Source organism: Lutibacter oricola, from assembly GCF_900106565.1.
Classification (GTDB): Bacteria; Bacteroidota; Bacteroidia; order Flavobacteriales; family Flavobacteriaceae; genus Lutibacter; species Lutibacter oricola.
This window is the reverse complement of record NZ_FNNJ01000005.1, coordinates 171,534-196,530: the sequence shown is the minus strand read 5'-3', so window position 1 is coordinate 196,530 and position 24,997 is coordinate 171,534. Positions and strand designations below refer to the sequence as shown.

Here is a 24,997-nt window from a genome sequence, read left to right as displayed (position 1 = left end):
AATTATTTTGTAATAACTTCAAGTAATAAAACTCCTTCAGATGCTAAATCGAATTCAGTATTTACAGTATTTGATGTTAATAAATTCTTGATTGTAATTTGTGTTCCAGATCTTGATGATAACTTAACCTTAGTTTTATCATGACCAACATTTAATATGTTAACCAAGTATGAGCCATTTTCTTGTTTTACAACACGAGAAATAGTTGTTTTAAACTCTTTTCCATTAGTTGATTCAACAATTATTTCTGGCATAAGGTCTGCAACTTCAGCTAATGCAACTTTTTTGATTTCATTCTTATCAGCATTATTTAAAGCAATTAATTTTCCTTTACCTGCAGTTAATTTTTTAGCACGTTTTTTACCATATTCATTCATAGATAAACTTTCCGAAGAGTCTAAAATTACAGTTCCTCCATTGTTTAAATAAGATTGTAACGTGTTAAATTCAGCATCAGTAACATACTTTGTTTTATAAACAATAATTGTATTCCAAGTTGAATTGTTTTGTTTTTTAATTATGTTTTTAGTTGCAAAACCTAGAGGGAAACCTTCAAAGAATAAAGACTTGTACAGTTTTCCTGTCTCTGTCATATAATTTGGAGTATTAATTGCTGAAGCTTCAGAATAAAAGAAACGTAGAGGTCGAGCTTGTTTACGAAGGGCAATTATTTCTTCAGAAAACGTATTTAAATCGAACATAACTTGGGTAACTTCATTAGCAATATGTGGTTGCATATTGTTAGATCCTGCATAAGCACCACCTAAACCTGGATCGAAGAAATTTAATTCACCTTCTAATCGATCTTCTGGAGAACCATCTGGATCTCTAGCCCAAAACCATCCCATATTTGCATCCATTCCCATTAAGGTAGATAACCAATAAACGTTTCTAATATAACTTGTTCTTGGATCCATTTCTCTCCACATTCCTGAAGAAAGAAAATGAGATTCAGAGTTTACATTAATTTTATTTGGCCCAACAGATTCTAAGAAATCATGTAGAATTGCCATACCATCCCATTTATAAGCATATTGCTTATTCCAGTCTGAGTTTATGTGTGATCTTATACTTGGGCCACCAAGAGCTTTAGCATCATGACCAATCATAGTTGTTAACTCTGTAAGTGCTTCAAAATCCATTCCGTGAGAACGTGAATCTTCATAGAATGTTCGTGGGAATAGTTTTATATGCGTATCAGCTTCTGGATTTACAGAATGTAATTCATCTTGATTGAACTTAAACCATTCAGTTGTTCTATCCATATGGTAACGATTCCAATCGTACCATTTTGGTGTTCCTCTTAAAGCTATATCTATAGGGATTTCTATTTCAATAGCATCGAAATTAGCATAAGAAGAACTCCAATTAGAATTCAACTTTTTAATATTTCCGTTATAGGTTTTTTTAAGCCAATTTTTGAATTTGTTCTTAGTATATGAAGAAATACCATTCATTTCTTTATAATTATACGTCCAATGATCTTTTTCAGAATACCAGTGAGGTTCATTAGCAAAAATGTAGCCTAATTCTGTAACTTTTTTACCTTTAGTTAATTCACCAGTACGACGAATAATTTTTCCCCAAACATCTCTAGCAAGAGGATTGTCGATATCAAATCCTGTAAATAAAGAACGTCCTTTTCTAATTTCAGGTTCTTTGGCTTCAACCCACTCTGGAATACCCATAGACCAATAAATTAAGAATCCAATATTAGTGTCTGGAATGGATGTAAGTTCTTTCATTAACTCTTCATCAAACGTACCGTCTTCTTTTAATAAGAATGAATTAATTGCACGGTCGTGATCAACTGGATACAAATTTTCACCACCATGATAAAGTGCTCCTAAATGATCATTATAAACATCAGTGTTTGTTAAAGGTTGTCCTACAGTTTTTGAGAAATAGTCGTATGGAAAAGATGGTTTACCGTTACTTACAAACATATCATCTCCTGCTTTTGCATTTTGCCAATCTACCTTATGTACTGGACGACGCTTTATTTCACCACTAAGTTCTTTGTTAAGATCTGCGATTCCTTTATCTAATATTTCAATAACCTTTTTACGTTCAAAGTCTGGTAAATCTTCAGCTAATTGCTTTTTCTTGTCTTCATAATATCGTTCGTAGCCAAATAATTGTTCAATGGCTTCTTTATTATTTTCATCCCAATTTGCAAACTTTATAAATTCCTTAGAAAACCATAAAACTGTTTCTTCTCTAGTTATATCAATAGATTTGGATTTGGCGTCAGCCATTAAATCTTCTAATATATCTATTTTTTGTAATGCCTCCTTTTCATATATATTCTTGCTTTCTTGCTCACAAGAAATTACAAGAAATGCTAGAAACATTAAAGTAATGTGTTTTATAGTTTGTAATTTCATTTTGATTGATTTTCTAGTTGGTTAATTTACTTCTGCCAAGTTTCCTTTCCATCCTTTGTTGAATTGAGCAAATAACTCTTTTACCAATTCTGGATTTTCATCAGCTATATTTTTAGTTTCTGTTGGGTCAGTTTTATGATCGTATAATTCAAAAAATACAGGTTCTGCTTTTGGATCTCTGTAATCTCTCCAAACCATAAATCTGTAGCGATCAGTACGCATTGCATAACCCATTAAATAATTTTCGTATAATTCTCTATCCCATTTTTTTCCTTGCTGCTTAATAATTTTACCTTCAACTTCTTTAATTAATGGTCCAAAGTAAGTTTCACGCATTCCTTTTGAAAGCGGGTTAGCAGCCCATTCTCTTAATGCAGGTGTTGGAAATTGGGTAAATGCGGCTTTTTTCCATTCTTTATCTAGGTTTTCTAATAAAGGTTTAAAACTTTGACCTTCTACATGTTTCGGAGTGTCTAAGCCAGCAAGGTCACAAAGAGTAGGGTACATATCAACCAATTCAACTAAGGCCTTAGATTTTTTTCCTCTAATTGATTTTTTCATATCTGGAGTCCAAATTATTAATGGTACACGTGCTGATATTTCATAATTAGTTGCTTTACCCCAAATTCCCATTTCACCTAAATGCCAACCGTGATCTGTCCACAGAATAATAATTGTGTTGTCACGCACACCAGCTTCATCTAAAGCATTTATCATTTTACCAATTTGAGCATCAACATAACTAACACAAGCTAAATATGCGTGTTTTAAAGTTACCGCTAATGAATCTGGAATGTTTCCTTTTTTAGGAATTCCATATCTAGCTCGTAATTCAAAAGAAGGATGTAATCCCATAGTTGCACCGTTTTCTGGAGCTTCAGTTTGAGATGTTAATTTTATGTCTTCTCTGTTGTATAAATCCCAATATTTTTTTGGAGCCACAAAATTTAAGTGAGGCTTTTTCATTCCCATACCTAAAAAGAATGGTTTATCTGGATTTTTCTCCAACATGTCTTTTAAAGTAGCAATGGCTAATTCAGCATTGTATCCATCTTCATAAAATGTATCTTCAACATCTGCGCTTTCGTAAGCAGGTCCTTTACCTAGACCATTTCTTGGCGCATTTTCACCATATTTGGCAATCATTTCAGCAGTGCTCTTTTTTGATAATTTTCTGTTTTCTGGAAGTGCATAACCTCCGTGACCTTTACTTTTTTTGATAGTCATTTTATCATAAGCAGGTTTTCTGCTCCAAGATAATTCTCCATCAGCAAAACCAGGTTTATGATATATTTTACCTGTGTGAGTAGCTTCATATCCATTGTTTTTAAAATGCTGAGATAGTGTTACAATATCTGGATTTGCATCTCTAAAATAGGTGAAGTTTTCAATAACGTTTATAGATTCTGGACGAGCACCAGTCATAATACTAGCTCTTGAAGGGCTACAAATAGCTTGCTGACAATAAGCATTGTCGAATTGTAAACCTTGGCTTGCCAAAGCATCAATGTTTGGAGAAATAGCTAGTTCTGACCCATAACAACCTAATTCTGGCCTTAAATCATCGATAGCTAGAAATAGAATGTTAGGTTTTTTAGTAACTGTTTCTTCCTTTTTTTCTGAAGTATTACAACTAAAAAAGAGTGTTAGTATAACTAATAATGTTGAAGTTTTTATAAAGCTTTTCATAAATGAAATTTGTATGTGTATTAACTTTATAAAAGTACTAGAAGCAACTAATTTTTACTAGCTTAATTTTATCTTTAATTATTACAAGTTTATCTGTTCGAAAATAGTTTATAATATGTAATGCGTTCATAAAAAAGCAACACCCTTAACAAAAACTTTGTTAAGGGTGTTGAAGATTCAATAATTATCTCGTGTTTTGTATTACTCTATATTGATAATGATTTCTTGATTTTCAAAACCTTCTGCTTTAACAATAACGGTAACTTGTTCTGCTTTTTTAGTAGATTGTAAAATCATTAAACATCTTCCTTGATCTGTAGGTACACTATTAGATTGGAAATCGTTCAAGTTTTCTGGAGCACCATTATCTACACCTAACATTTTAGCATCTCCTTTTATTTCAAACTCAACTTTAGTGTTTTCAGTTTTTGTAGGAATTCCATTTTCATCAACTAATTGTACAATAATGTGTGCAACATCATAAGCGTCTGCTTTTAATGAAGTTTTATCAGATGTTACGATTAATTTTACAGGTTTTGAAGCTGTTTTAAGTTCTGTAGTTATTTCTTTTTCTTCATATATCGCTTTGGCAGTAATTGTACCTGCTTCATAAGGAATTGTCCAACGGAATAATCTATCAGGACTGTCAGACATTTTACGCTTACCTAAAGACTTTTCATTTAAAAATAATTCAACTTCAGAAGCATTTGAACAAGCTTCAACTACAACCATTTCTCCATCTTTATAATTCCAGTGCATATTAGAATCTCTCCATTTGTATGCATTGCTATTTTCTGGAAGTTGTTGTCCTGAAATTCCTTTGGCCTTAAAGCCAGAGTCAGCTATTGGCAAAGTACCCAAAGAAATATGTGGTTCATCAACCCAAACACTTTTAAAATAATTCCAACCTTGTAATTTAAATCCAGCAAGATTTAACAAATCTCCCCATCCACTTTTTGCAGGCCAATCTCCATGGCGTTCACCCATATAGGCAATACCAGTCCACATAAATTGGCTAAATACACCTGGGTTTTCTTTTACTTGTTTCAAATCATCCCAAGTACCTGGATTTTCATTAATAGTAATATGTTTGTCTGGAAAATGTTTATTAGCCCAAGCAATATCTTTATTTCTATAACTAAATCCTGAAATATCTACTGCATCTGCATAACCACTTACCATACTTGTTTGTGGTACAACCATATTAGTAGTTACAACTCTTGATGGATCTAATTCTCTTGTCCATTTAGCCAATTTATGAGCTGTTTCTGTTAAAATATATTCACCTTTTTCGGCAGCATCATAATTAGCTTTAATTTCTTCAGGAGTTAAAATTGGAGCGCTACCCCAATATTTTCCTGAAGCTTGTGGTTTGTTTGGGTCTTTCCAAAAACCAGTATCATATCTATAATGTAAGTAAGTCCATTCTATTTCATTACCAATACTCCATTGAAAAACACTTGGGTGATTTCTATCACGTAACATTGTACGAGTTAAATCGCTTTTTGCCCATTTTTGAAAATGCTCCACATAACCACGTGTAATATAATCATCATGTCTATCGTGGTAATTTTGTCTTTTATCTTTTGCATAATCCCATTCGTCAAAAAATTCATCTTGGACTAAAATTCCCATTTCATCACATAGATCTAAAAACTCTTCTGAATAAGGGTTGTGAGCAGTTCTAATAGCATTTACTCCACAAGCTTTAAGTTCTTCAAAACGTCTTTTCCAAACTCCTTTAGGAACAGCTGCACCAACCAATCCACCATCATGATGAATAGAAATTCCTTTAACTTCTGTTAATTTTTCATTTAAGAAAAAACCTTTATCCTTATCAAAGCGTAAACTCCTAATTCCAAACGGAGTGATATATTCATCTATAGTTTCACCATTTTGAATAATAGAAGTAACAGCTTTATACATATTTGGGTTTTCGGTATCCCAAAGTTTTGGATTGGTTACAGTAAAAGTTTGAGCAAACTCATTATTTTTTGAACTAGGAAGATTTAAATCATCACTTTTTAAAGCAACTTCGTTCCCTTCATTGTCAATTATTCTCGTTGAAAGTGTAAAATTACTTTCAGTGGCTAATTCATTTTCAACTGTGGTTTTAAGCTCTATTGTTGCTTCTTTTTCAGAAACATTTGGAGTTGTTAAAAAGGTTCCCCAAATAGGAATATGTAATTTGTTTACGGTAATTATTTTTACATTTCTGTAAATTCCACTACCGGTATACCAACGGCTATCGGCATAACGTGAATGATCTACATGAACTGTTAATATATTTTCTTTATCAGTTTTTAAAAATTTAGTTACGTTAAAATAAACTGGAGAATAACCATATGGATTTTCACCTAATAATTCTCCATTTAACCAAAAAGTAGCATTGTTGTAAACACCATCAAATAAAATAAAAGTGCTTTTTTCTGAACTATTGGCAGGAGAATTAAAGTGCTTTTGGTAAACACCAACACCGCCAGGAAGATATCCAGTACAACCTTCTAAACTTTCATCAAATGAAGCTTCTACACTCCAATCATGTGGTAATCTAATATTTCGCCAACTAGTATCAGCTAAGGGTAGTGTAGTAGGAAGAATTGTATCTTTTTGAAGTTGAAATTTCCAGTCGAAATTGAAGTCAGCTTCTCTTTGAAATGAAGTTTCATTTGTTGTTTCGTTTTTACAAGAAATTAAACTTAATAAGATTAATAAAACTGTTAAGCATTTTTTCATATTATAAAAGTTTGTTGTTGGTATTAAATTTTTAATAGCACAAAAATAATTATAAAAAGTGCTAATTTTAATATGGTTTGTATAGATTAAAACTAGACAACATATGAGAAAGTGTTAATTATAAGTAATAAATATGTTTTTTTAATGCTATACAAAAAAAGCACTTCAAATTGAAGTGCTTTTTTATAGTTGTTAAATTTTTATTATTCCATTAAAATAGGAACCCAAACTGTCATTTCAGCTTCACCTCTGTTTGCCCAAGCAAAATATGGTACAAATTGCGCATTATAGCTTTCCCATTCAATGTTATTCATTTCTCGGTACATTCCTTCTTTTTCGTCTTTTCTAATTTTAACATTACCGTTTATAGTTGCAATACCTCCTAATAATTCAGGTTTATAAGTAGCTGTTAATTTTGATTTAGCAGGTAAGTATACGTTTAATATATCAGTATCTTTTGGTAAATCTGGAGATTCTACACAATATACAACAGGACCTCTTTTTATTGCTGCTTGATTTCTAACTTCTTCGATTAGTGGATGCCCTTCTAATAATTTAACTTCCATTGGCATTTCTAAAGAAATTACGTCTCCTTTTTTCCAAGTTCTATTTATTGTTGCGTAAGATCCTGCTTTAACTTCTAAAGAAGCATCTTTTCCGTTTACCATAATTTTAGAACCTTTAGCCCAATCAGGAATTCTTAATAGCACATCAAAAGCAGTGTTTTTACATTCTTGGATTGTAAATTTAACAGAACCCTCCCAAGGATATTGAGTTTCTTGAGTTAATTTTAACGTTGAACCATCTAATAACTTTGTAGCTAGCATATTTCCTCCATACAAATTAACTGCAATACCGTTTTTAGGTAAACTATATGCCCATCCTGAAACTTTAGCAATGGTACGGACTAAGTTTGGAGGACAACAAAAACAAGGAATATAAGGTTGACGAACATCAAATTCAGTATCGTTTCCTGGGTCGTAACCGTTATGACTAACTCTTAGTGGGTTTGCATAAAAATAATCTTTACCTTCAACACTAATACCAGAAAGTGCACTGTTAAATAACACCAACTCCATAACATCTGCATATTTTGATTCTCCATGTAAACCAAGCATTCTATAACTAAACATTGAATTACAAACATTTGCACATGTTTCATTATAAGCACTTAAATTAGGCATCATATATTCTGCAATAAATGCTTCATGAACCATATCAACCTTAGTTGAGGCACCATGATGTGTTTGACCACAGGCACCAGTAACATACATTTTTTTATCAACTACATTATTCCAAAGTCTGTCTAATGCATCAATTAAAGCTTTTTCACCAGTTTCAGCTGCTACATCAGCAGCTCCTGCATAAAAATATAAAGCTAATACGGCATGACCTTCAGCTGTTTTAGCTTTTCTTAAAGGCGTACGTTCTTGTACCATATCTCCAATAAATTTGTAGTTTGCAGTAGCATCTGGCTGTATTTTAGATTTACCTCTCATATTAATGAAAAGTTCAGCTAACTCTAAATATTTTTTTTCTTTAGTAGTTCTATATAATTCTACCAATCCCATAATTTGAGTTTGGTTAAATCCAAAACGTTTTAAATGATCAGGCTCCGATATGAATGTGTCATAAAGAAAGTTTGCATTTTTAATTGCAATATTTAAAAAGTTAGTTTTACCTGAAAGGCGGTGGTGCATACATGCACTTGTGTATAAGTGACCAAAATTATACATTTCATGGTGCTGTCTGTTTCCAAAACGGTGCATATCATCTTCAGTTTGAACTTTAGTATGGATATAACCATCAGGAGCTTGAGCTTTTCCAATAATCTTAATATACTCATCTAACTCTTTAAGAATTTTTTCATCTTTATTTTGTGCGTAAATGTACATTGAGGCTTCCATCCATTTGTAGAAATCTCCATCATGCCATTTCATTCCTTTGTGTTTACCTTCTTTTAAACCAGCAGCAATTTTAAAATTGTTTAAAGAGTGGCCAACATCTCCAGTTAACAATTCTCCCATGTAAGGAACCATTACTTCTTCAGCTGTTTTAAATTTGTCTGCCCAAAAACCATCAGTCCATTGGCAATCACCAACGTTTATACTTTTGAATTTTACGTGTGGACTATTAATGTTGTCAATAATACCAGATTCAAGGTTTGAAGTTGTTTTTTTGTCTAACTGTTGAGTTATTTGAGCAATGTCAACTTTATTTTTAATTTTTATTGCTGAATTTTTTTCTTTAGTTTGTTTACAAGAAACAAATAAAATAGATAAACTTAATATTGAAAAAATAAGTTTTTTCATGTGGTTTAATTTTAAAATTTAATACTAATAAGGATTGTAACAAATAAACAAATTATACCTGAAAGTTGATTGCTTATTTTTACCTGTAGGTAACTTAATTTTATCTTTTAAAAAAGTAACATATAAAAAAAGCCAAAGATTTTCTTTGGCTTTTAAATTAAATTATTTTCTTTTTTTACTACCAAACAACAGGCATAAAAACAGTCATTTCAGCTTGACCTCTATTACTCCAAGCGAAATACGGAACTAGTTGAGTTTTATGAGGTGTGAATGTAGGTTTTGTAATAGTTTGATACATATCATCAGTCTTTCCTTTTCTTAATAAAAGTTCAGTTTCTATTACTGTAACACCTCCTAAAAAATCTGGTTTATGTACAGCATTTAAAGGAGCGTCACTTTTTAAATACACATCTAAAATTGCAGTATCTTTAGGTAAATCTGGAGTTTCAATAGTGTAAACTATTGGGCCTCTTTTTACTGCTAATTGATTTCTAACCTCTTCAATTCTATCATGTCCTTCAATTAAAGTAACTTCCATAGGCATATCTAAAACAACAGTGTCGCCGGCTTTCCAAACTCTGTTAATAGTAGTAAAAGTACCAGGAATAACTTTAACATTAATTGCTTTTCCATTAACTTTAATAGTACTTCCTACAGCCCATTTTGGAATTCTTACTTTTATGTCAAAAGCAGAAGTTTTGCATTCATCAACAGTAATTTTAACTACGCCTTTCCAAGGGTAATCTGTGTCTTGAGTTAATTTTAAAGGAGAACCATCTAACATAGTGGTATTTAAATTATTTCCTCCAAATAAAACAACTGCAACTCCATTTTCAGATAAATTATATGCCCACCCAGAAGTTTTACAAATTGTTCTTACTAGGTTTGGTGGACAGCAAAAACACTCTAAATATGGTTGTCTAACTGGGCTTTCAGTTACATCAGCATGAGCTTCATAATCTCTAGTGTTATTTACCATTCTTAATGGGTTAGAGTAGAAATAATCTTTTCCTTCTAAACTAATACCAGATAAACCACTGTTGTATAATACTAACTCTATAATATCTGCATATCTAGATTCTTCTTTAATACCCATCATTCTACTGCTAAACATTGCATTACAAAGGTTTGCGCAAGTTTCATTATAAGCAGTCATATTTGGCATCATATAGGCGTCTATAAAGCCTTCCTCAATCATGTCTAAGTTTGTTGAAGCCCCATAGTGTGCTTGTCCAACAGCTCCTGTAACATACATTTTTTTACCTGTAACGTTTTCCCAAAGGGTATCAAGAGCTTCAATTAAAGCTTTTTCACCAGTTTCGGCATAAACATCAGCAGCACCTGCATAATAATACAAGGCTAAAACGGCATGACCAACAGCTTCTTTAGATTCTCTTAATGGTGTACGCTCTTGTACCATATCTCCAATAGGGTAACCTTCTGTAGTAGAGTCGTGTTTGATTTCAAAAGTACCTCTTCTATTAATGAATTTTTCTGCTAGCTTTAAGTATTTTTTATCCTTAACAGTTCTGTACAATTCCACTAATCCCATAATTTGAGTTTGATTAAAACCAAAACGTTGGTAGTGTTTTGTGTCAGGCATAAAGTAGGTGTACAATAAATCTGCTTGTTTTATAGCAATATCTAAGAAGTTACGTTGACCAGTAATTCTAAAATGTACAGATGCGGCAATAAACAAATGCCCAAAGTTGTACATTTCATGGTATTTTCGATTAGAAAATCGGTCTACACCTTCTGTAATTTGAACGTGAGTATGAATATATCCATCTTCTTCTTGAGCTCTTCCAATTAAAGCAATATATTCATCCAATTCATTTAAAATTGAGGTTTCTTTTGAAAGTCCATAAATGTAGGTTTTGGCTTCCATAAATTTAAAGAAATCACCATCGTGCCAATAAAAACCTTTGTGCTCTCCTTCTTTTTCTCCTGCAGCAATTTTAAAGTTGTTTAAGCCATGACCAATGTCGCCACATAACAAGTCTCCCATATACGGAAGCATTTTATCTTCGGCTGTTTTTACTTTATCAGCCCAAAATCCTGAATTCCATTTACAATCTCCAAAGTTGATACTTTTTAATTTTACAAAAGGACTTTCTGAAGTGTTTGTTATAGCCTTATTATGTATGTTTGAAATAGTGCTCATTATTTCTAAATATTATTTATTTTATTATTTTTTTTGAAGTTTAAGCTGAATTTCTTCAATACTTAAACCTTTAGTTTCTACTAAATATTTTGATAGTATTATCATACCGATAAATACTGTTGTTGCATAAAACAGTAAGGTGTTACTAATACCAAAACTGGATAATTGAGTTGGGAAAAATGTCTGAATTAACCAGCTTGTTGTACTTGTAATTAAGGTGAAAAATGGAATAGCGATTCCTCGGATTGAGGTTGGGAATATTTCAGAAAATAACACCCACATAACTGGTCCAACAGAAAAATGGAATGCCGCAATAAAACTAAGTATTCCTATTAAAATTAATATTGCATTTATCTTTGCCGATTTTTGAATTAATAAACTTGAGTGTTTTCTTCCTTCTTCTTCACCAATAGAATCAATTAAGGCTCTTTTTAATTCAATATCACTACCATATTCAACATCAATCATACTGTTTAACCGTTCTGGGTTTTCAATTTCTGTAAGTTCGGCAACAGCATCTTTAGTAAGTGTGTAAGTAGCGGTTTTAAATCCGTAAAACGCAATTCCTAAACTTACTACAACCCAAAGCATACCTCCTAAAATCATTGGTCTACGCCCTAATTTGTCTACAAGTAATAATCCGAAGACTGTGAAAACTAAACCTGTTAAACCAGTCCAAATTGCTTGCATAAATGCAGCGTCTTTTCCTAATCCAATTTGTTCAAAAACGGTTGGGGCATAGAATAAAATAGCATTAATACCAGTTGATTGTTGTGCAATAGCTAAGGTTAATGCAATTATAAATACAACTCTAAATTTTTTGCTAAAAATTTCTTTAAGTTGAGACATTACCGATCTGTCATCAGAACTATCATCCATACTCTCTTTCATTTCTGTAAGATGAGCCTCAATTTTATTTTCAGGCATTAATTTTAATAAAGTCTTTTTTGTTTCTTCTATTCGACCCTTAATAAACAACCAAGAAGGACTTTTTGGAACCATAAATAAAAGACCTAACCAGATAATAGCAGGTATAATTTCAGAACCTAACATCCAACGCCACGTATGCGTATTAAACCCGTATTCAGTAGCCCAAGCTGCATCCGAAGAAGCTAACTGAAGAATTAAATAATTGATAAAGTAAGCACCAGATAATCCAACAACTATGTTTATTTGAATCATAGTTACAAGTTTACCTCTTAATTTTGGAGGTGCTATTTCACCAATATACATAGATGCAATTGAAATAGATGTAAATGCTAATCCACCAAGAAACCTTGCTGATAATAAAGCCATATAACTAGGTGCAATTGTTGAGCCAACTGCAGAAATAACATATAAAGCAGCAACAATAATTAATGTGTTTCGCCTACCATATTTATTACAAGCATAACCTGCAAAAAGCAATGCTAATAATACACCAAGTGCCGGAGCCCCAACTACCATTCCTAATTGAATATCATTTAATAAAAATTCTTCTGAAATATATTTTATTGTACCAGAAATTAAAGCAGCATCAAGACCAAAGACGAAACCGCCCATTGCTACAATTGTTGAAAATAAGTATGCATTTTTTTTATATGAGTTCATCAAATAGTAATTTAAATTAGGTTAATTTTTGTTAAACTTAGTAATTTAATTCTATATAATTGGAACGAAACCAACATCTCTGTTTAGCTTTTATTATTTCAATTTAAATAGTATATTAACTATGTTTTTAATAAGCAATAATAGCATAAGTTGTTGTTAACAAAAGTGTACTATTCTTGTATTTAATTCTATACAAATTAAATTGATTTTCTTGTTAGAATGTTGGTAGAATTTACCCTGCCTTAACTATATTTTACCTTAGTATTATAAATTGAGATAATTCTATTTGAAAAATGTGAAAATTTATTCAATTAAATGCTTTCTCTATATGCTTTTGGTGTGCAACTCATAATTTGTTTAAATTGTTTATTGAAGTTTGTAACCGAGTTGTAACCAACAATATAGCATATTTCTGAAATAGGTAAATTGTCTTGGATTAATAATCTAGTAGCGTTTCTTATTCGAACTTCATTTAAAAATTGGGTAAATGATTTATTGGTCATTTTCTTAAAAAATCGGCAAAAAGAATTGGTGGTCATGCAAGCAATTTCAGCAACATCATTAAGACCAATATAGCTTGCGTAATTATCAGATATATATTTCAATACAACATCTATTCTGTCAGAATTTTCAGAAGTATATTGTCGCATATCTGAAGATGACAAAATTGTTCTATCATTGGTAGTTGATAATTTATTTAAAATTTCTAATAATTTAATGCTTTGCAAAGCAGGATTTAAATCAGCTAATTCAATAATTTCATTATGAAGGCTTCTACTTGTATCATTTCCAAAACAAATACCAAATTTAGATTCATCTAGCATTTTATTAATTTCAGAAAATTCAGTATTGTCAAAAGTTCCTTCGCCAATAAAATTTTTGTTAAATTTTGTAATAATGGTTTTTACATTTACTGAGTCATCACCCGTATAATAGTTTGCATCATTTCTCCATAAATGTGGTAAATATGGCCCTACTAATACTAAGTCTCCAGGTGAAAATTGCGAAACACTATCGCCAACAAATCGAATTCCAGTACTTCTTGAAATGTACAATAATTCATATTGTGAGTGGTAATGCCAGGCAGCGTCTAAACAAGGTACTTCTTTTTTAAGAATATTTAATCTAGTATTAGCTGAAGCTTCTGAATTTTTTAATACTAATTTCATAATTCAAACTTTTAATTGTTAATAATTAAAGTCGGTTAACTTTTTATTATATGTTAGAAATAAACTTTTTTAAGTTTACCTCTCGTGTTATATTTAATTTTTTTCTTAATCTACTTCTTGTGGTGTGAACACTTTCAATAGACATATTTAATAATTGTGCAATATCCTTACTCGAAAAATTTAGTTTAATTAGCGCGCAAAGTTTTTGATCATTCATTGTTAAATTTGGAAAATCGGCTTCTAATTTTTTATAAAAACTTTTATTAATGGCTACAAATCTTGCTTGAAACTCATTCCAGTTTTCATTTTTTTTGTTAGAAATTGAGCTAATAATTTTTTTAGTGTCTTTGTTAAGTTCTGTACTTGGTGTTTTAGATAAACGGTCTTTAATTTGTTCTAGAAAAACATCTTTTTCAATTAGTTTTAATACCGATGCAGCTAGTTCTTTATTTTTTAATTCAATAAGTTCCGTATCTTTTTGCTTTTCAAGTTCTCTTTCTTTTTTTAACAGTTTTTTCTCTATTTTGTGTTTTGTTCTTAATGCTCGGTATGAATTATATCCAAATAACAATAAGAACATTAATAGGCCTAATAGTAATATTTTTTCTAAAAGTTCTACTTTTTCTTCCTGCTCAAATTGTTTTAATTTTTGCTCTTGAAGTGTTTTAATTTGAAGTTCTTTATCTTTTCTAAAATCATCTTGAATTTCTAATAAAGGGGCGTTGTTAGGACTTCTGCTGTCAAAAAAAACAGCGTCAAGGTCCTTGGCTTTTTTTAATGAATTATATGCCTGTAAATATTTTCCTTTTGAAAAGTATAAACTAGAAAGACCTTCATAAACTAACGGAATAAAATCTTTATGTACATTTTTTAATTCAGAAACCTCAATTGCTTTTTTATAACAAAATTGACTTTGAATGAAATTCTCATTGTTTTGATAACTATCACCTAAATACTTGTAGATTAATACGAGATATCCGTATTGGTTATTGGTAAACTTTGGTATTAAGTTGTTAAAAATAGCAATTGCATCATCATCTTTTCCTTTGTGACTCAAAATAACGGCTTCTTCAAATTTTAGAAAATTTGCTCTTGATTTGTTTTTTAAAGTGTCAAAATATATATAGCAGCTATCTAAGTACTTTTCTCCTAATTCAAAATTATTTAATTCTCTATAAGTTGAAACAAAAGAAGAATAATTGTTTACAAGTCTATGCTTGTCAATTTTACCTTTTTTAACTAATTCCTTTTTAATATTTAGCGATAGGTTTAAAAAATGAATTGCTTTATCTTTTCTGTGATAGTAACTGTAATGTCTACCTATTTCACGATAAATTGATGATTTTGTTTCTGTTTTGTTTGCAGTGTCAGCTAAAATTAATGCGGCCCATAATTTGTCATAAGATTCTTTATGATTTCCTTGATGACTATATACTCTGGCTAAATTATTTAATGTTCTAATTGCGTTTAGCGTATCACCTTTTTTAATAAGGTTTGTGTAAGCGATTTCTAAAGAAGTTATTGAATCAGCTATTGCTGTTTCTTTATTTATATATTTTTTTTGTGGAATTTGAAAGTAAGTTGATTGAATGGCATAAATAAATGTAGACCAACCAAAAACAAGCCCAAACAGAAGTGTTAAGGTAATTTTGTGCCAGTGTTTGTTTATTTTTTTTGTCATTTTAATAATTACTTTTGCTAAACACCTTATTTTTAAGGTTAAACTAAGGTATAATAGAATATTTATTAATTACTTGTTTTTAGTCTAATTTATGTAAATGTTTAGTTTTTATTAAGTTTTTTTTAATTTTTTATTATTGTTTATGGTAAAATTGAGCTAAATAATTAGATTTTTTGTTCAAAATAATATGTAGGTATACAAAAAAAGCTTGTCAATTAGACAAGCTTTTGTGTGTTTATGTAATTATTGAAAGCTATTCAATAACAAATTCAAAACTGTATGTACCTGAATGAATAATAAATTGAGGTAAGGTTTCAGATAAAGTTCCGTTAACACTTGAATGGATAAGGTCTAAATTCAATGTATAAAAACCTTGCTTTTCTAAGTCAAACGGATGTTTTGCTTTTGCGATATTATCTGCCGAATATGGCCAAATTGAGAATCCAAATTCTGGAGAACCTTTAATTGATAAACCTGTTTTAGCTTTGCTTGATGAAACTAATTTTAACCATCTAACATCACTTCTGTTTGCATTTTCTTGAGGTAATACGTAGTTGTAAAACAAGTCATCCGTTTTAAAAGTAAATTCATCAACTTCAGTTCCTCTTTTTCTATCTATATAGTTTTCCCAAGGGCCTTTTCCGTAGAATTTAGTGTTTTTGTATGCGTTTGGAACTCCCATTGTCATACCGAACCTTATTAGCCCTGGTAACGATTCTTTCGCATCCATATCCATTTTTACAACAACACGGCCATCACTTAAAAATGTGTAATTGATAGTCAAATCAACCTCATTATTAAATTCTTTTTTAACCGTAACAACAGCTTCATTATTTTTGTTTGAATTACTTTTTACTGATGTTGTTTTTAATTTATCACCTAAAAACTCCCAATATTTTCTATTGGCTCTAAACATTTTGCTACTTGCACCTCTTAAATCATTATCAATTGGAGGCCTAAAAAAGTTTGGCTTTAACGGTGAAGCAATTTGTTCTTTACCATTTTTAATTAACGAAATTAATTCTCCATTTGCTTTAGTAACTTTAGCTGAAAATCGTTTAGCTTTTATTACAATCTCATTATTAATTTCTGAAGAAGTAATTGCAGATTTTGAGTTAGAAGTATAGTCATTAGAAAACTTTCTTGCTTTTAACAAAATTTGATCTTTTGCTACTTCAAAACCTTTAGCTGCCCAAAATTTATCTGATTTTTCGTGAACACTAATTTTCACCCAATATTCAGCATTATCTTTAAATCTTACTTTTTTAAATGGAATGTTTAGTGTTGAAGTTGTTGCAGCTTTTGCATCAACATTTTCTAAAATTCCAGATTGTAATTGTTTTCCATTTTCAGATAAGGTCCAACGAACTTCATAAGCATCTAAATCAGTAAAGTTTAAATGATTAATTGCTGAAATTTTTCCGTTTTTAATATCTGAATCTTTAAAATTAAATGGTTGAAAAATATATTTACATTCCCAAGCGTGTGGATTTGGTTTTCTATCTGGAGAAAATACACCATTAATACAAAAGTTTTTATCGTTTGGCACATCACCAAAATCACCACCATACGCGAAATATTTTTCACCTTTATCGTTCGTAGTTTCTAAACCTTGGTCAATCATATCCCAAATAAAACCACCAATTAAGTTTGGTTTAGAGTTTATTAAATCCCAATATTCACCTAAACCACCAATAGAGTTACCCATTGCGTGTGCATACTCACACATAACAATTGGTCTATCAATGTGCTTACTTTCAGACATTGCTTTTAACTGATATATTTCAGGATACATTCTACTCAACACATCTACATAATCTGGGTCATCTGGATTTGCGTGTGCAGGACCTCTAAATAAAGCTTGACCTTCTTCTCCTTCCTTATAATCAGGATCTGTTGGATCTCCTTGTGCTCCTTCATAATGAACAAAACGAGAAGAATCGTAATCTCTAATCCAACCAGCTGCAGCTGCAAAAGCAGGTCCAGAGCCGGCTTCATTACCCATAGACCAAGAAATAATACTTGGATGGTTTTTATCTCTATCAACCATTCGCATAATTCTACTTAAAATAGGAATTGCTAAACTTGGTTGTTGCGGTGCATAACTACCTAAATGATGGGTTTCAATATTAGCTTCGTCCATAACATATACGCCATACTTATCGCATAATTCATAAAAATATGGATCGTTAGGGTAGTGTGAAGTTCTTACCGAATTAAAATTGAATTGCTTTAATAACTTTACATCAGCTTCCATCTCTTCTCTTGTAAGTGCTTTTCCTCCTGTTGGACTATGATCGTGACGATTTACACCCATTATTTTTACAGGTTTACCGTTCACTAATAATTCATTTTTATCACTAAAAGCAACTTGTCTAAACCCAACTTTTTGGCTTCTAGATTCTACTACTTTTCCGTTTGGATCGGTTACATCAATAACCAACGTGTATAAATATGGGCTTTCAGAAGACCATTTGTTAGGGTTTTGAATATTAGCTTCTAAAAATGCGAATTTTGTAATATCACGTTGTGGCCATCTTTCAAAATGAATAGCTTCTATGGAAGCTGACATTGGAGTTTCCAAAACTTTTTCATTAGCTGCATTGTACAATTCAGCATTTAGTTTCCAGCCTTTTAATTTTTCTTCGTCACCTTTCATTGAAATAATTGGACGAATTTCCAATTTAGCATCTTTTAAATCAGCATCGAATTTAGTTCTAACAAAAAAGTCGTTTAATGAAATTTTTGGTTGCGCAAGTAACATTACATCTCTATGAATACCACTTAAACGCCACATATCTTGATCTTCTAAATAACTTCCATCACTCCATCTAAAAGCTTGAACAGCAACGCGGTTTTTACCTTCAGAAATATATTCAGTAATATCAAATTCAGCAGCCAATCTACTTCCTTGACTGTAACCTACTTTTTTACCATTTACCCATACATAAAATGCTGAAGAAACTCCACCAAAATGAAGAACAACAGTTTGGTTGTCCCAATCTGCAGGAATTGTAAAATCTCTGTAATAGCTTCCAACTGGATTGTCTCTATACTTTTCTACATAAGGAAATTGTGGTGGGTGAGGACCCATATAATTGAAATTTCGTGTTCCTCCATTAAAAATATCAGGTGTAAACGGATAAATAATGTTTGAATAAATAGGTTGTCCGTGACCTTCTAACTCCCAATTTGAAGGAACTGGAATATCCTTCCAATCTTTTGAATCTCCATTAAAATCTTTTGCTATAAAATCTTGAGGTCTATCGCTAGATTTTCCAACGTAGTTAAATTTCCACGTTCCATTTAAAGATTTCATTCTAGAAATATCTCTATTTCCAGTTAAGGCATCTTGATGATTTTTGAATGAATAACTTGGAACACGAGAACGCATTTTGTTTTGTTCAAACATTAATTCGTTTTCCCAATCGTTTTGTTGAGCAATACTTTGGTTTTGTATACCTAAAAATATTAATAATGTAAGAAGAGGTCTTATTTTCATTTTGCTAACTGTTGTTTATATTGTAATGTTTTGTTATAGTTATGCTACAATTCTAATAGCTGTATTCCGCTAAGTTATAGTCTTTTTTTGTTGAAATCAACAATGTATAGTTTATATCTAGTTGAAATACTATATATACAGTTTTTGTTAATTGGTTTAAATACTTGTTTTAAACTGTCCTTTTTTAATCTTTCCGTTTTTAAATTTTACTTGGTACCCAAAAGCAGGAATTGTTATTCCATTAGGTGTAGTTTGTTTAACAGGTCCTATATTAACCATTACTTCTGTATTTGAAGAAAAAGTTGTTTTTTGAAGATTAAAATCAGCACTTAAATATTCATGACTAATTAATTCTTCAAAGAAAGTTTCTTTATTAACAGGGCTAACTACTTCATTGGCCATTTTAATCATATCTTTCATTCCGTCAAACTCGTAAGGTGAAAAGAAAATTGTTGTACCAATTCCATATAAAATGTTTCTTAAACTCTTTACTTTAAAGTCTCCATATTTAGACATTTGGTTATCTGGATCTTGAATTTTTCCAAACACAGCAATAGCATCATGATAAACTAAATTGAATAAAGGTGCTGGGTGAGAAAATTCCCAAAGATTAGAATTTTTATATGTCATACCTTCAAACATATCGAAATAAGGAATCCATTGTTGTTGACCGTGCTCAGTACCATTAACTAAATTTAGAGAATCAATATATTTAGCTAAATTAAATAAGCCAGTATTGTCTTCATCTGGATAAGTTGCAAAAGAAATATCGGTAATATCAGCCTCTAAACCTAATGCCGCGATTTCCTTATGTAAGCTTTTTTTTGCTAAACCTAATTGTTTATTCTGATCTATGTTTGCCCATCTGCTATTTGTATTTATAAGTTTGCCATCTTTTCTTTTTGCAAATAAACCTGTGTTAAATTCAGGGTCGTTTTCTAAAGTGGCAGAATAAGCATGGTATGATGAGTATAAATATCCATATTTTTTAGTTAAGTCAACTGCTTCTTTTAAACCAGCTACACCTCCTAAGTTTTCATTAATAGGCCAGCAATTTGGTACAAAATTAGAAAATACTCCCCAAGCATGGAAAAAAGCATTGTCAACACCTAAGTCATTGTGTGTTGTATTAATTATATTGCTTAAATCTTTAAAATTGAAAGCCATTCCTGGCATTTCAACATAATGAGGATAACCTCCATACAATCCCATATAAATGGCTCCTTGTAATTTTTTTACATCAGGATCTCTCTTAGCCTTATCTTTTAAAGAAACAAAATAACCTCTTTTAATGGCTTCTTTTCTGTAAACTTTTGCCATTTCAACGTGTGTTCCATTTGGAATAAATTGATAGCTAATAATTTTTTTCTCATTTTTTCTGTTTAAGTTCCAAACAGGATCTAAGAATTCTATTCTTTTATTAGGAGACATAATACCTTTAGGAGTAAATAAATACTGACCATTGTTGTTTATGTTAAAAAACATACTTGGTCTTGCAGATTCATCGATAATACCAATAACCGCTGATTTTTCATTATAGGTTCCCCACCAAGGCATAGATAAACCAATGTTGTTGTTGAATAAAGGTAATTTACCTTTTGATCTGCCATAATAAGTAGCATCATCCCACATACAGAATCGACCTCCGTTCATTGGAAAAATGTAAGACGGACAAATAACACCTTGCTTTTGAGGAATTACAGCAGCTCCTTTATCTACATCAGTTTCTAAACTAAAAGCCCTTGCAGGGTATCTTAGTTCAACCAATTTATTGTTACATGCTTCATATGAAATAACTTCAACATCTAGTTTAGTAGGCGTTAATCGGATCTCAGTTTTAATTGATACTCCACTAGCAATTGTGTTATTATTTAGCTTAGGATTGTTAAAGCTTATAGATACTGTTGTTTCATCTTTTTTATTTACTACAATAGATTCGCTATTTGAAATGTTAACATCTTGAGATTTTCCTTTTGAATCCTTTATTGTTAAAATACCAGCGGCATTTTCCCAAGGGTCTGGATTCCATATTTGTCCAGATTTTTTTTCTGTAACTTGAAAAGTTCCACTTTTTGTATCAACTATTACTTTGATTGAGTTATTTTCTAAAACAACCGGTTCAGAGCTTGTGTTTTGTTTAGGCTTTATTTCTGTTTGAATTGTTGTCCAGCTTTGAACTAACATCAAACAAAAAATCACAAGTGTAAAACTTGTGATTTTTTGTATTTTATTTTTATTAATCATTTTAATATTTCATTATGTGTTTAACTTGGAAGTAACTACTACTTCTTTTATAAATTTACCTAACAACTCTACCAGAACCAGAACCTCCCATAAGAGCTTCAACTTCGGCACGAGTTGAGTAATTAAAATCTCCTTTAATTGAATGTTTTAAACAAGAAGCAGCAACACCATATTTTACAGCAGTTGCAGAATCGCTTAATTCTGGTGTGTTTAAAGCAAAAATTAAACCACCAGCAAAAGAATCTCCACCACCAACTCGGTCTACAATGTTTTTTATTTTATACGATTCGTAATTTCCTTCAGCATCTAAAGGTGCAAAAGAAGGCGTATCTGTAGCAGCTTCATAAAGCATAGCTCCCCAGTTGTTGTGCGAAGCAGATAAACTTTCTCTTAAAGTAATTGCTACTTTGCTCACATTTGGAAATTGTGCTACAACTTGGCGTGCAACATCTGGATATCTTGAAGTATCTAACTTTCCTGAATGTACATCCGTATCACCAGCTCTAATTCCTAAAACATCGTGGCAATCTTCTTCGTTACCAATAACAACATCAATAAAAGGTAAAATTTTACGCATTGTTTCTTGTGCTAATTCGCGAGCAGATTTTGTAGCGTCCCATTTCCAAAGTTTTCCTCTAAAATTTAAATCTATTGAAACTTTTGCCCCAGCAGCTTGAGCTTTTTGAGCAGCAACTAAAGTAGCTTCAGCAGCATTTTTAGATAATGCAGGTGTAATTCCACTTAAATGTAACCAACCGGCACCATCAAAAATTTCAGCCCAATTGTATTCGCTTGCAGGTGTAACTGCAATTGAAGAATCTTCTCTGTCATAAATTACATTACTTGGACGTTGGTTTGCACCAGTTTCTAAAAAGTAAGTTCCTAAACGACCATTATCAGTTCTTAAAACATATTGCGTATCAATTCCAACAGAACGAACAGCGTCCATAGTTGCTTCAGCTAAAGAATGTTTTGGTAATGCCGTTACGTAACGTGCTTTTCCTCCAAAATTACATATAGATGCAGCAACACTAGCTTCAGCACCAGCATAAGTTACATCTAACTGACGAGTTTGACGTAAACGCATATTTCCAGGCGCAGCTAAGCGCCCCATTATTTCTCCAAAAGTTACAATTGTTTTCATGTGTATGTTATTAATTTCTTAGTTATCCTCTTATTTCTTTTACTAAATCTGTTATTTCTTTGGCATTTGCAGTTATTTGATCCCAGTTTTCGGCAAGAATTAAATCACGCTTTGCAATCCAAGATCCACCAATAGCTGAAATTAAATCAGATTCTAAATAACCTCTTGCGTTACTCATATTTACACCTCCTAAAGGAATGTATTTAATTCCTAAGTATTGATATGGAGCTCCCATGTTTTTTAAATGATTCATTCCACCTGAAGATTCTGCAGGGAAATATTTTATTACTCTACAGCCTTGTTCAACTGCCATTTCAATATCGGTTGGAGTCATAATTCCTGGAGAAAATGATAATCCAAGTTTATGAGCTTCAGCAATTATTTTTGGATTACAACCTGGAGAAACTGCAAAATCAGCTCCAACATCTTTAACAGCTTTTACTTGCTCAACTGTTAAAACTGTTCCAAAACCAAGGCATACTTCTGGTAGTTCCTTTTTTATTGCTTTTGCAGCGTCTAAGGCAGCTGGAGTTCTTAATGTAAGTTCTATAGTGTTTATTCCTCCTTTTAAAAGTGCTTTGGCTACAGGAACCGCGTGTTTTACTTCATCAATAATAAGCATTCCTATAATGCCAGCTTTATTTACTTTACTTATAATTTCAGGTGACATTGCCTGTTGTTCTATTGGATACATAATTATGTTGTTAATTTCAAATTTTAGTTTATTTCACTATACAAAGTACTAGTTTTTTCTTTTTTAAGTTAATCTAAATTTTACCAAGTTGTTACTAAATTTTACCCTTGTAAAGTAAAAAAGCACTTAAAAATAATTTAAGTGCTTTTTTACAAGACTATAATTTTGTTATTTTATTTTGAAAGTTTCATTAAAATGAGGCATTTTTTCTTCTTTCCATTGAATACCTGTTTTTTTATCATGCCACCATTTTGGTTCTTGGTGCGTTTTACTCCATTTTTCAGCCTCTTGTACAAGGTCTTTTAAAATGTTAGGATATTTTTTACTTAAATCTATTTTTTCACCTTTGTCTTTGGTAACATCATACAATTTCCAAGTTTGGTTGTATATTTTTAAAGCTTTAAACTCATTTTTTCTTACACCAACATCGCTAAATTTTAATCTATGTCGAAGAACAAAAATAGGTTCGTTTGTGTAAGAATTTTTTCCTTCAATAAAATTTTTCCAAATATTTTTTCCATCTAATTTTTTTCCTTCAGGAATTTTGGCACCTGCTAAATGTGCAAAAGTTGGATAAAAATCTAAAGCAGAAATTGGGTTGTTGTTAATTGCACCTGCAGGTACAACATTTGGCCAATGGAAAAACATAGGAACTCTAAAACCACCTTCGCAAGTACTTCCTTTTCCTTCTCGTAGCGGAAAATTGGTAGCTCCTGCTTTTGTTTTTCCTCCATTATCACTAAAGAAAACAATAAGTGTGTTATCAAATTGATTTGTAGCCTTTAAACTTTCAACTACTTTTTTTACACCTCTATCTACAGCATAAACCATTGCTGCATAAGTTCTTCTTTTTTTATCTTTAATATGTTGAAATAATTTTAAATCTTCTTCTTTGGCTTCAAGCGGAGTATGTGGAGCGTTGTATGATAAGTATAAAAAGAAAGGATCTTCTTTTTTAGATGCTTTATCTATAAAAGTTACCGCTTCTCTAGAAAGGGCGTCAGTAACATACTCAGTTTCTTTTACAGGTTTTCCGTTATATTCTAATGGATGTAAATAGTCCCAAATTATTTTATTTCCATTTTTTTTCTGCCTAGCATAAGCTGCTCTGTATTGTTCAGGAAAATAGTTGTGTCCGCCACCTAAAAATCCATAAAACTCATCAAAACCTCTTTCATTAGGTCTGTAACCTTCGTTTGAACCTAAATGCCATTTACCCATTATTCCAGTATAATAACCAGCATCATTTAATACTTTACTAATAAATGTTTCTTTTGTTGAAATACCTTTTTTTATGGTTTCTCCACTGTTTGGAGGTAGGTTAAATTGTGCACCAATTTTATGAGCGTAAACACCAGTCATTAAACTAGTTCTGCTAGGGCCACAAAATGGGTGTGTAACATATGCTGAAGAAAAAATAGTTCCGTTTTTGGCGAGCTTGTCTAAGTTAGGTGTTGGAATATCTTTTGAGCCATTAAAACCAACATCAGAATAACCTAGATCGTCACAAAGAATAACCAGTATATTAGGTTTTGTAGGAGGTGGAGTTTTTTTATTAGTAGAAGTATTTGCGCTACAGCTAAATACAGTTAAATAAAATGTGCAAAAGATTAACCTTAGTAGTTTCATTATTTTTAAAATATTTGTGTTATTTTAATAAATTGTTTTGAAATTTTTTAATAAAA

Annotated in this window: 13 protein-coding genes; all 13 read right to left on the bottom strand. The window is 31.3% G+C overall.

The features are described 5' to 3' along the window. Positions 1–2 precede the first annotated feature (2 nt). Positions 3–2,387, bottom strand: a complete 2,385-nt coding sequence (locus BLU40_RS11120; protein ID WP_175454778.1) for a glycoside hydrolase family 42 — start codon at positions 2,385–2,387, stop codon at positions 3–5. 21 nt (positions 2,388–2,408) lie between these two features. Next, positions 2,409–4,076 (bottom strand): sulfatase, encoded by a 1,668-nt coding sequence (locus tag BLU40_RS11115; protein WP_090123406.1) that lies wholly within the window; start codon positions 4,074–4,076, stop codon positions 2,409–2,411. A 201-nt stretch (positions 4,077–4,277) separates the two neighbouring features. Next, positions 4,278–6,812 carry a glycoside hydrolase family 2 TIM barrel-domain containing protein gene (locus BLU40_RS11110; RefSeq protein WP_090123404.1) on the bottom strand — a complete coding sequence of 845 codons (2,535 nt, stop codon included), beginning with the start codon at positions 6,810–6,812 and terminating at the stop codon, positions 4,278–4,280. 203 nt (positions 6,813–7,015) lie between these two features. Then, on the bottom strand, positions 7,016–9,124 hold the full coding sequence (locus BLU40_RS11105; protein WP_090123403.1) for a glycoside hydrolase family 127 protein: 2,109 nt from the start codon (positions 9,122–9,124) through the stop codon (positions 7,016–7,018). Positions 9,125–9,302: 178 nt separating this feature from the next. Further along, entirely contained in the window at positions 9,303–11,288 is a 1,986-nt protein-coding gene (locus BLU40_RS11100) for a glycoside hydrolase family 127 protein (RefSeq protein WP_090123401.1), read from the bottom strand. A 24-nt stretch (positions 11,289–11,312) separates the two neighbouring features. Continuing rightward, positions 11,313–12,878 (bottom strand): MFS transporter, encoded by a 1,566-nt coding sequence (locus tag BLU40_RS11095; RefSeq protein ID WP_090123399.1) that lies wholly within the window; start codon positions 12,876–12,878, stop codon positions 11,313–11,315. Positions 12,879–13,189: 311 nt separating this feature from the next. Continuing rightward, positions 13,190–14,047 (bottom strand): AraC family transcriptional regulator, encoded by an 858-nt coding sequence (locus BLU40_RS11090; RefSeq protein ID WP_090123397.1) that lies wholly within the window; start codon positions 14,045–14,047, stop codon positions 13,190–13,192. A gap of 46 nt (positions 14,048–14,093) precedes the next feature. Beyond that, positions 14,094–15,728, bottom strand: a complete 1,635-nt coding sequence (locus tag BLU40_RS11085; protein WP_090123396.1) for a tetratricopeptide repeat protein — start codon at positions 15,726–15,728, stop codon at positions 14,094–14,096. 253 nt (positions 15,729–15,981) lie between these two features. Further along, complete coding sequence (locus tag BLU40_RS11080) at positions 15,982–19,230, bottom strand: glycoside hydrolase family 2 TIM barrel-domain containing protein (protein ID WP_090123394.1); 3,249 nt, start codon at positions 19,228–19,230, stop codon at positions 15,982–15,984. A 156-nt stretch (positions 19,231–19,386) separates the two neighbouring features. Then, positions 19,387–21,414, bottom strand: a complete 2,028-nt coding sequence (locus BLU40_RS11075; protein ID WP_139170949.1) for a DUF5696 domain-containing protein — start codon at positions 21,412–21,414, stop codon at positions 19,387–19,389. Between the two features lie 115 nt (positions 21,415–21,529). Next, complete coding sequence (locus BLU40_RS11070; protein WP_090123390.1) at positions 21,530–22,618, bottom strand: sugar kinase; 1,089 nt, start codon at positions 22,616–22,618, stop codon at positions 21,530–21,532. A gap of 22 nt (positions 22,619–22,640) precedes the next feature. Then, complete coding sequence (locus BLU40_RS11065) at positions 22,641–23,312, bottom strand: bifunctional 4-hydroxy-2-oxoglutarate aldolase/2-dehydro-3-deoxy-phosphogluconate aldolase (protein WP_217633395.1); 672 nt, start codon at positions 23,310–23,312, stop codon at positions 22,641–22,643. A 168-nt stretch (positions 23,313–23,480) separates the two neighbouring features. Then, positions 23,481–24,941 carry a sulfatase-like hydrolase/transferase gene (locus tag BLU40_RS11060; RefSeq protein ID WP_090123388.1) on the bottom strand — a complete coding sequence of 487 codons (1,461 nt, stop codon included), beginning with the start codon at positions 24,939–24,941 and terminating at the stop codon, positions 23,481–23,483. Between the last annotated feature and the right edge of the window lie 56 nt (positions 24,942–24,997).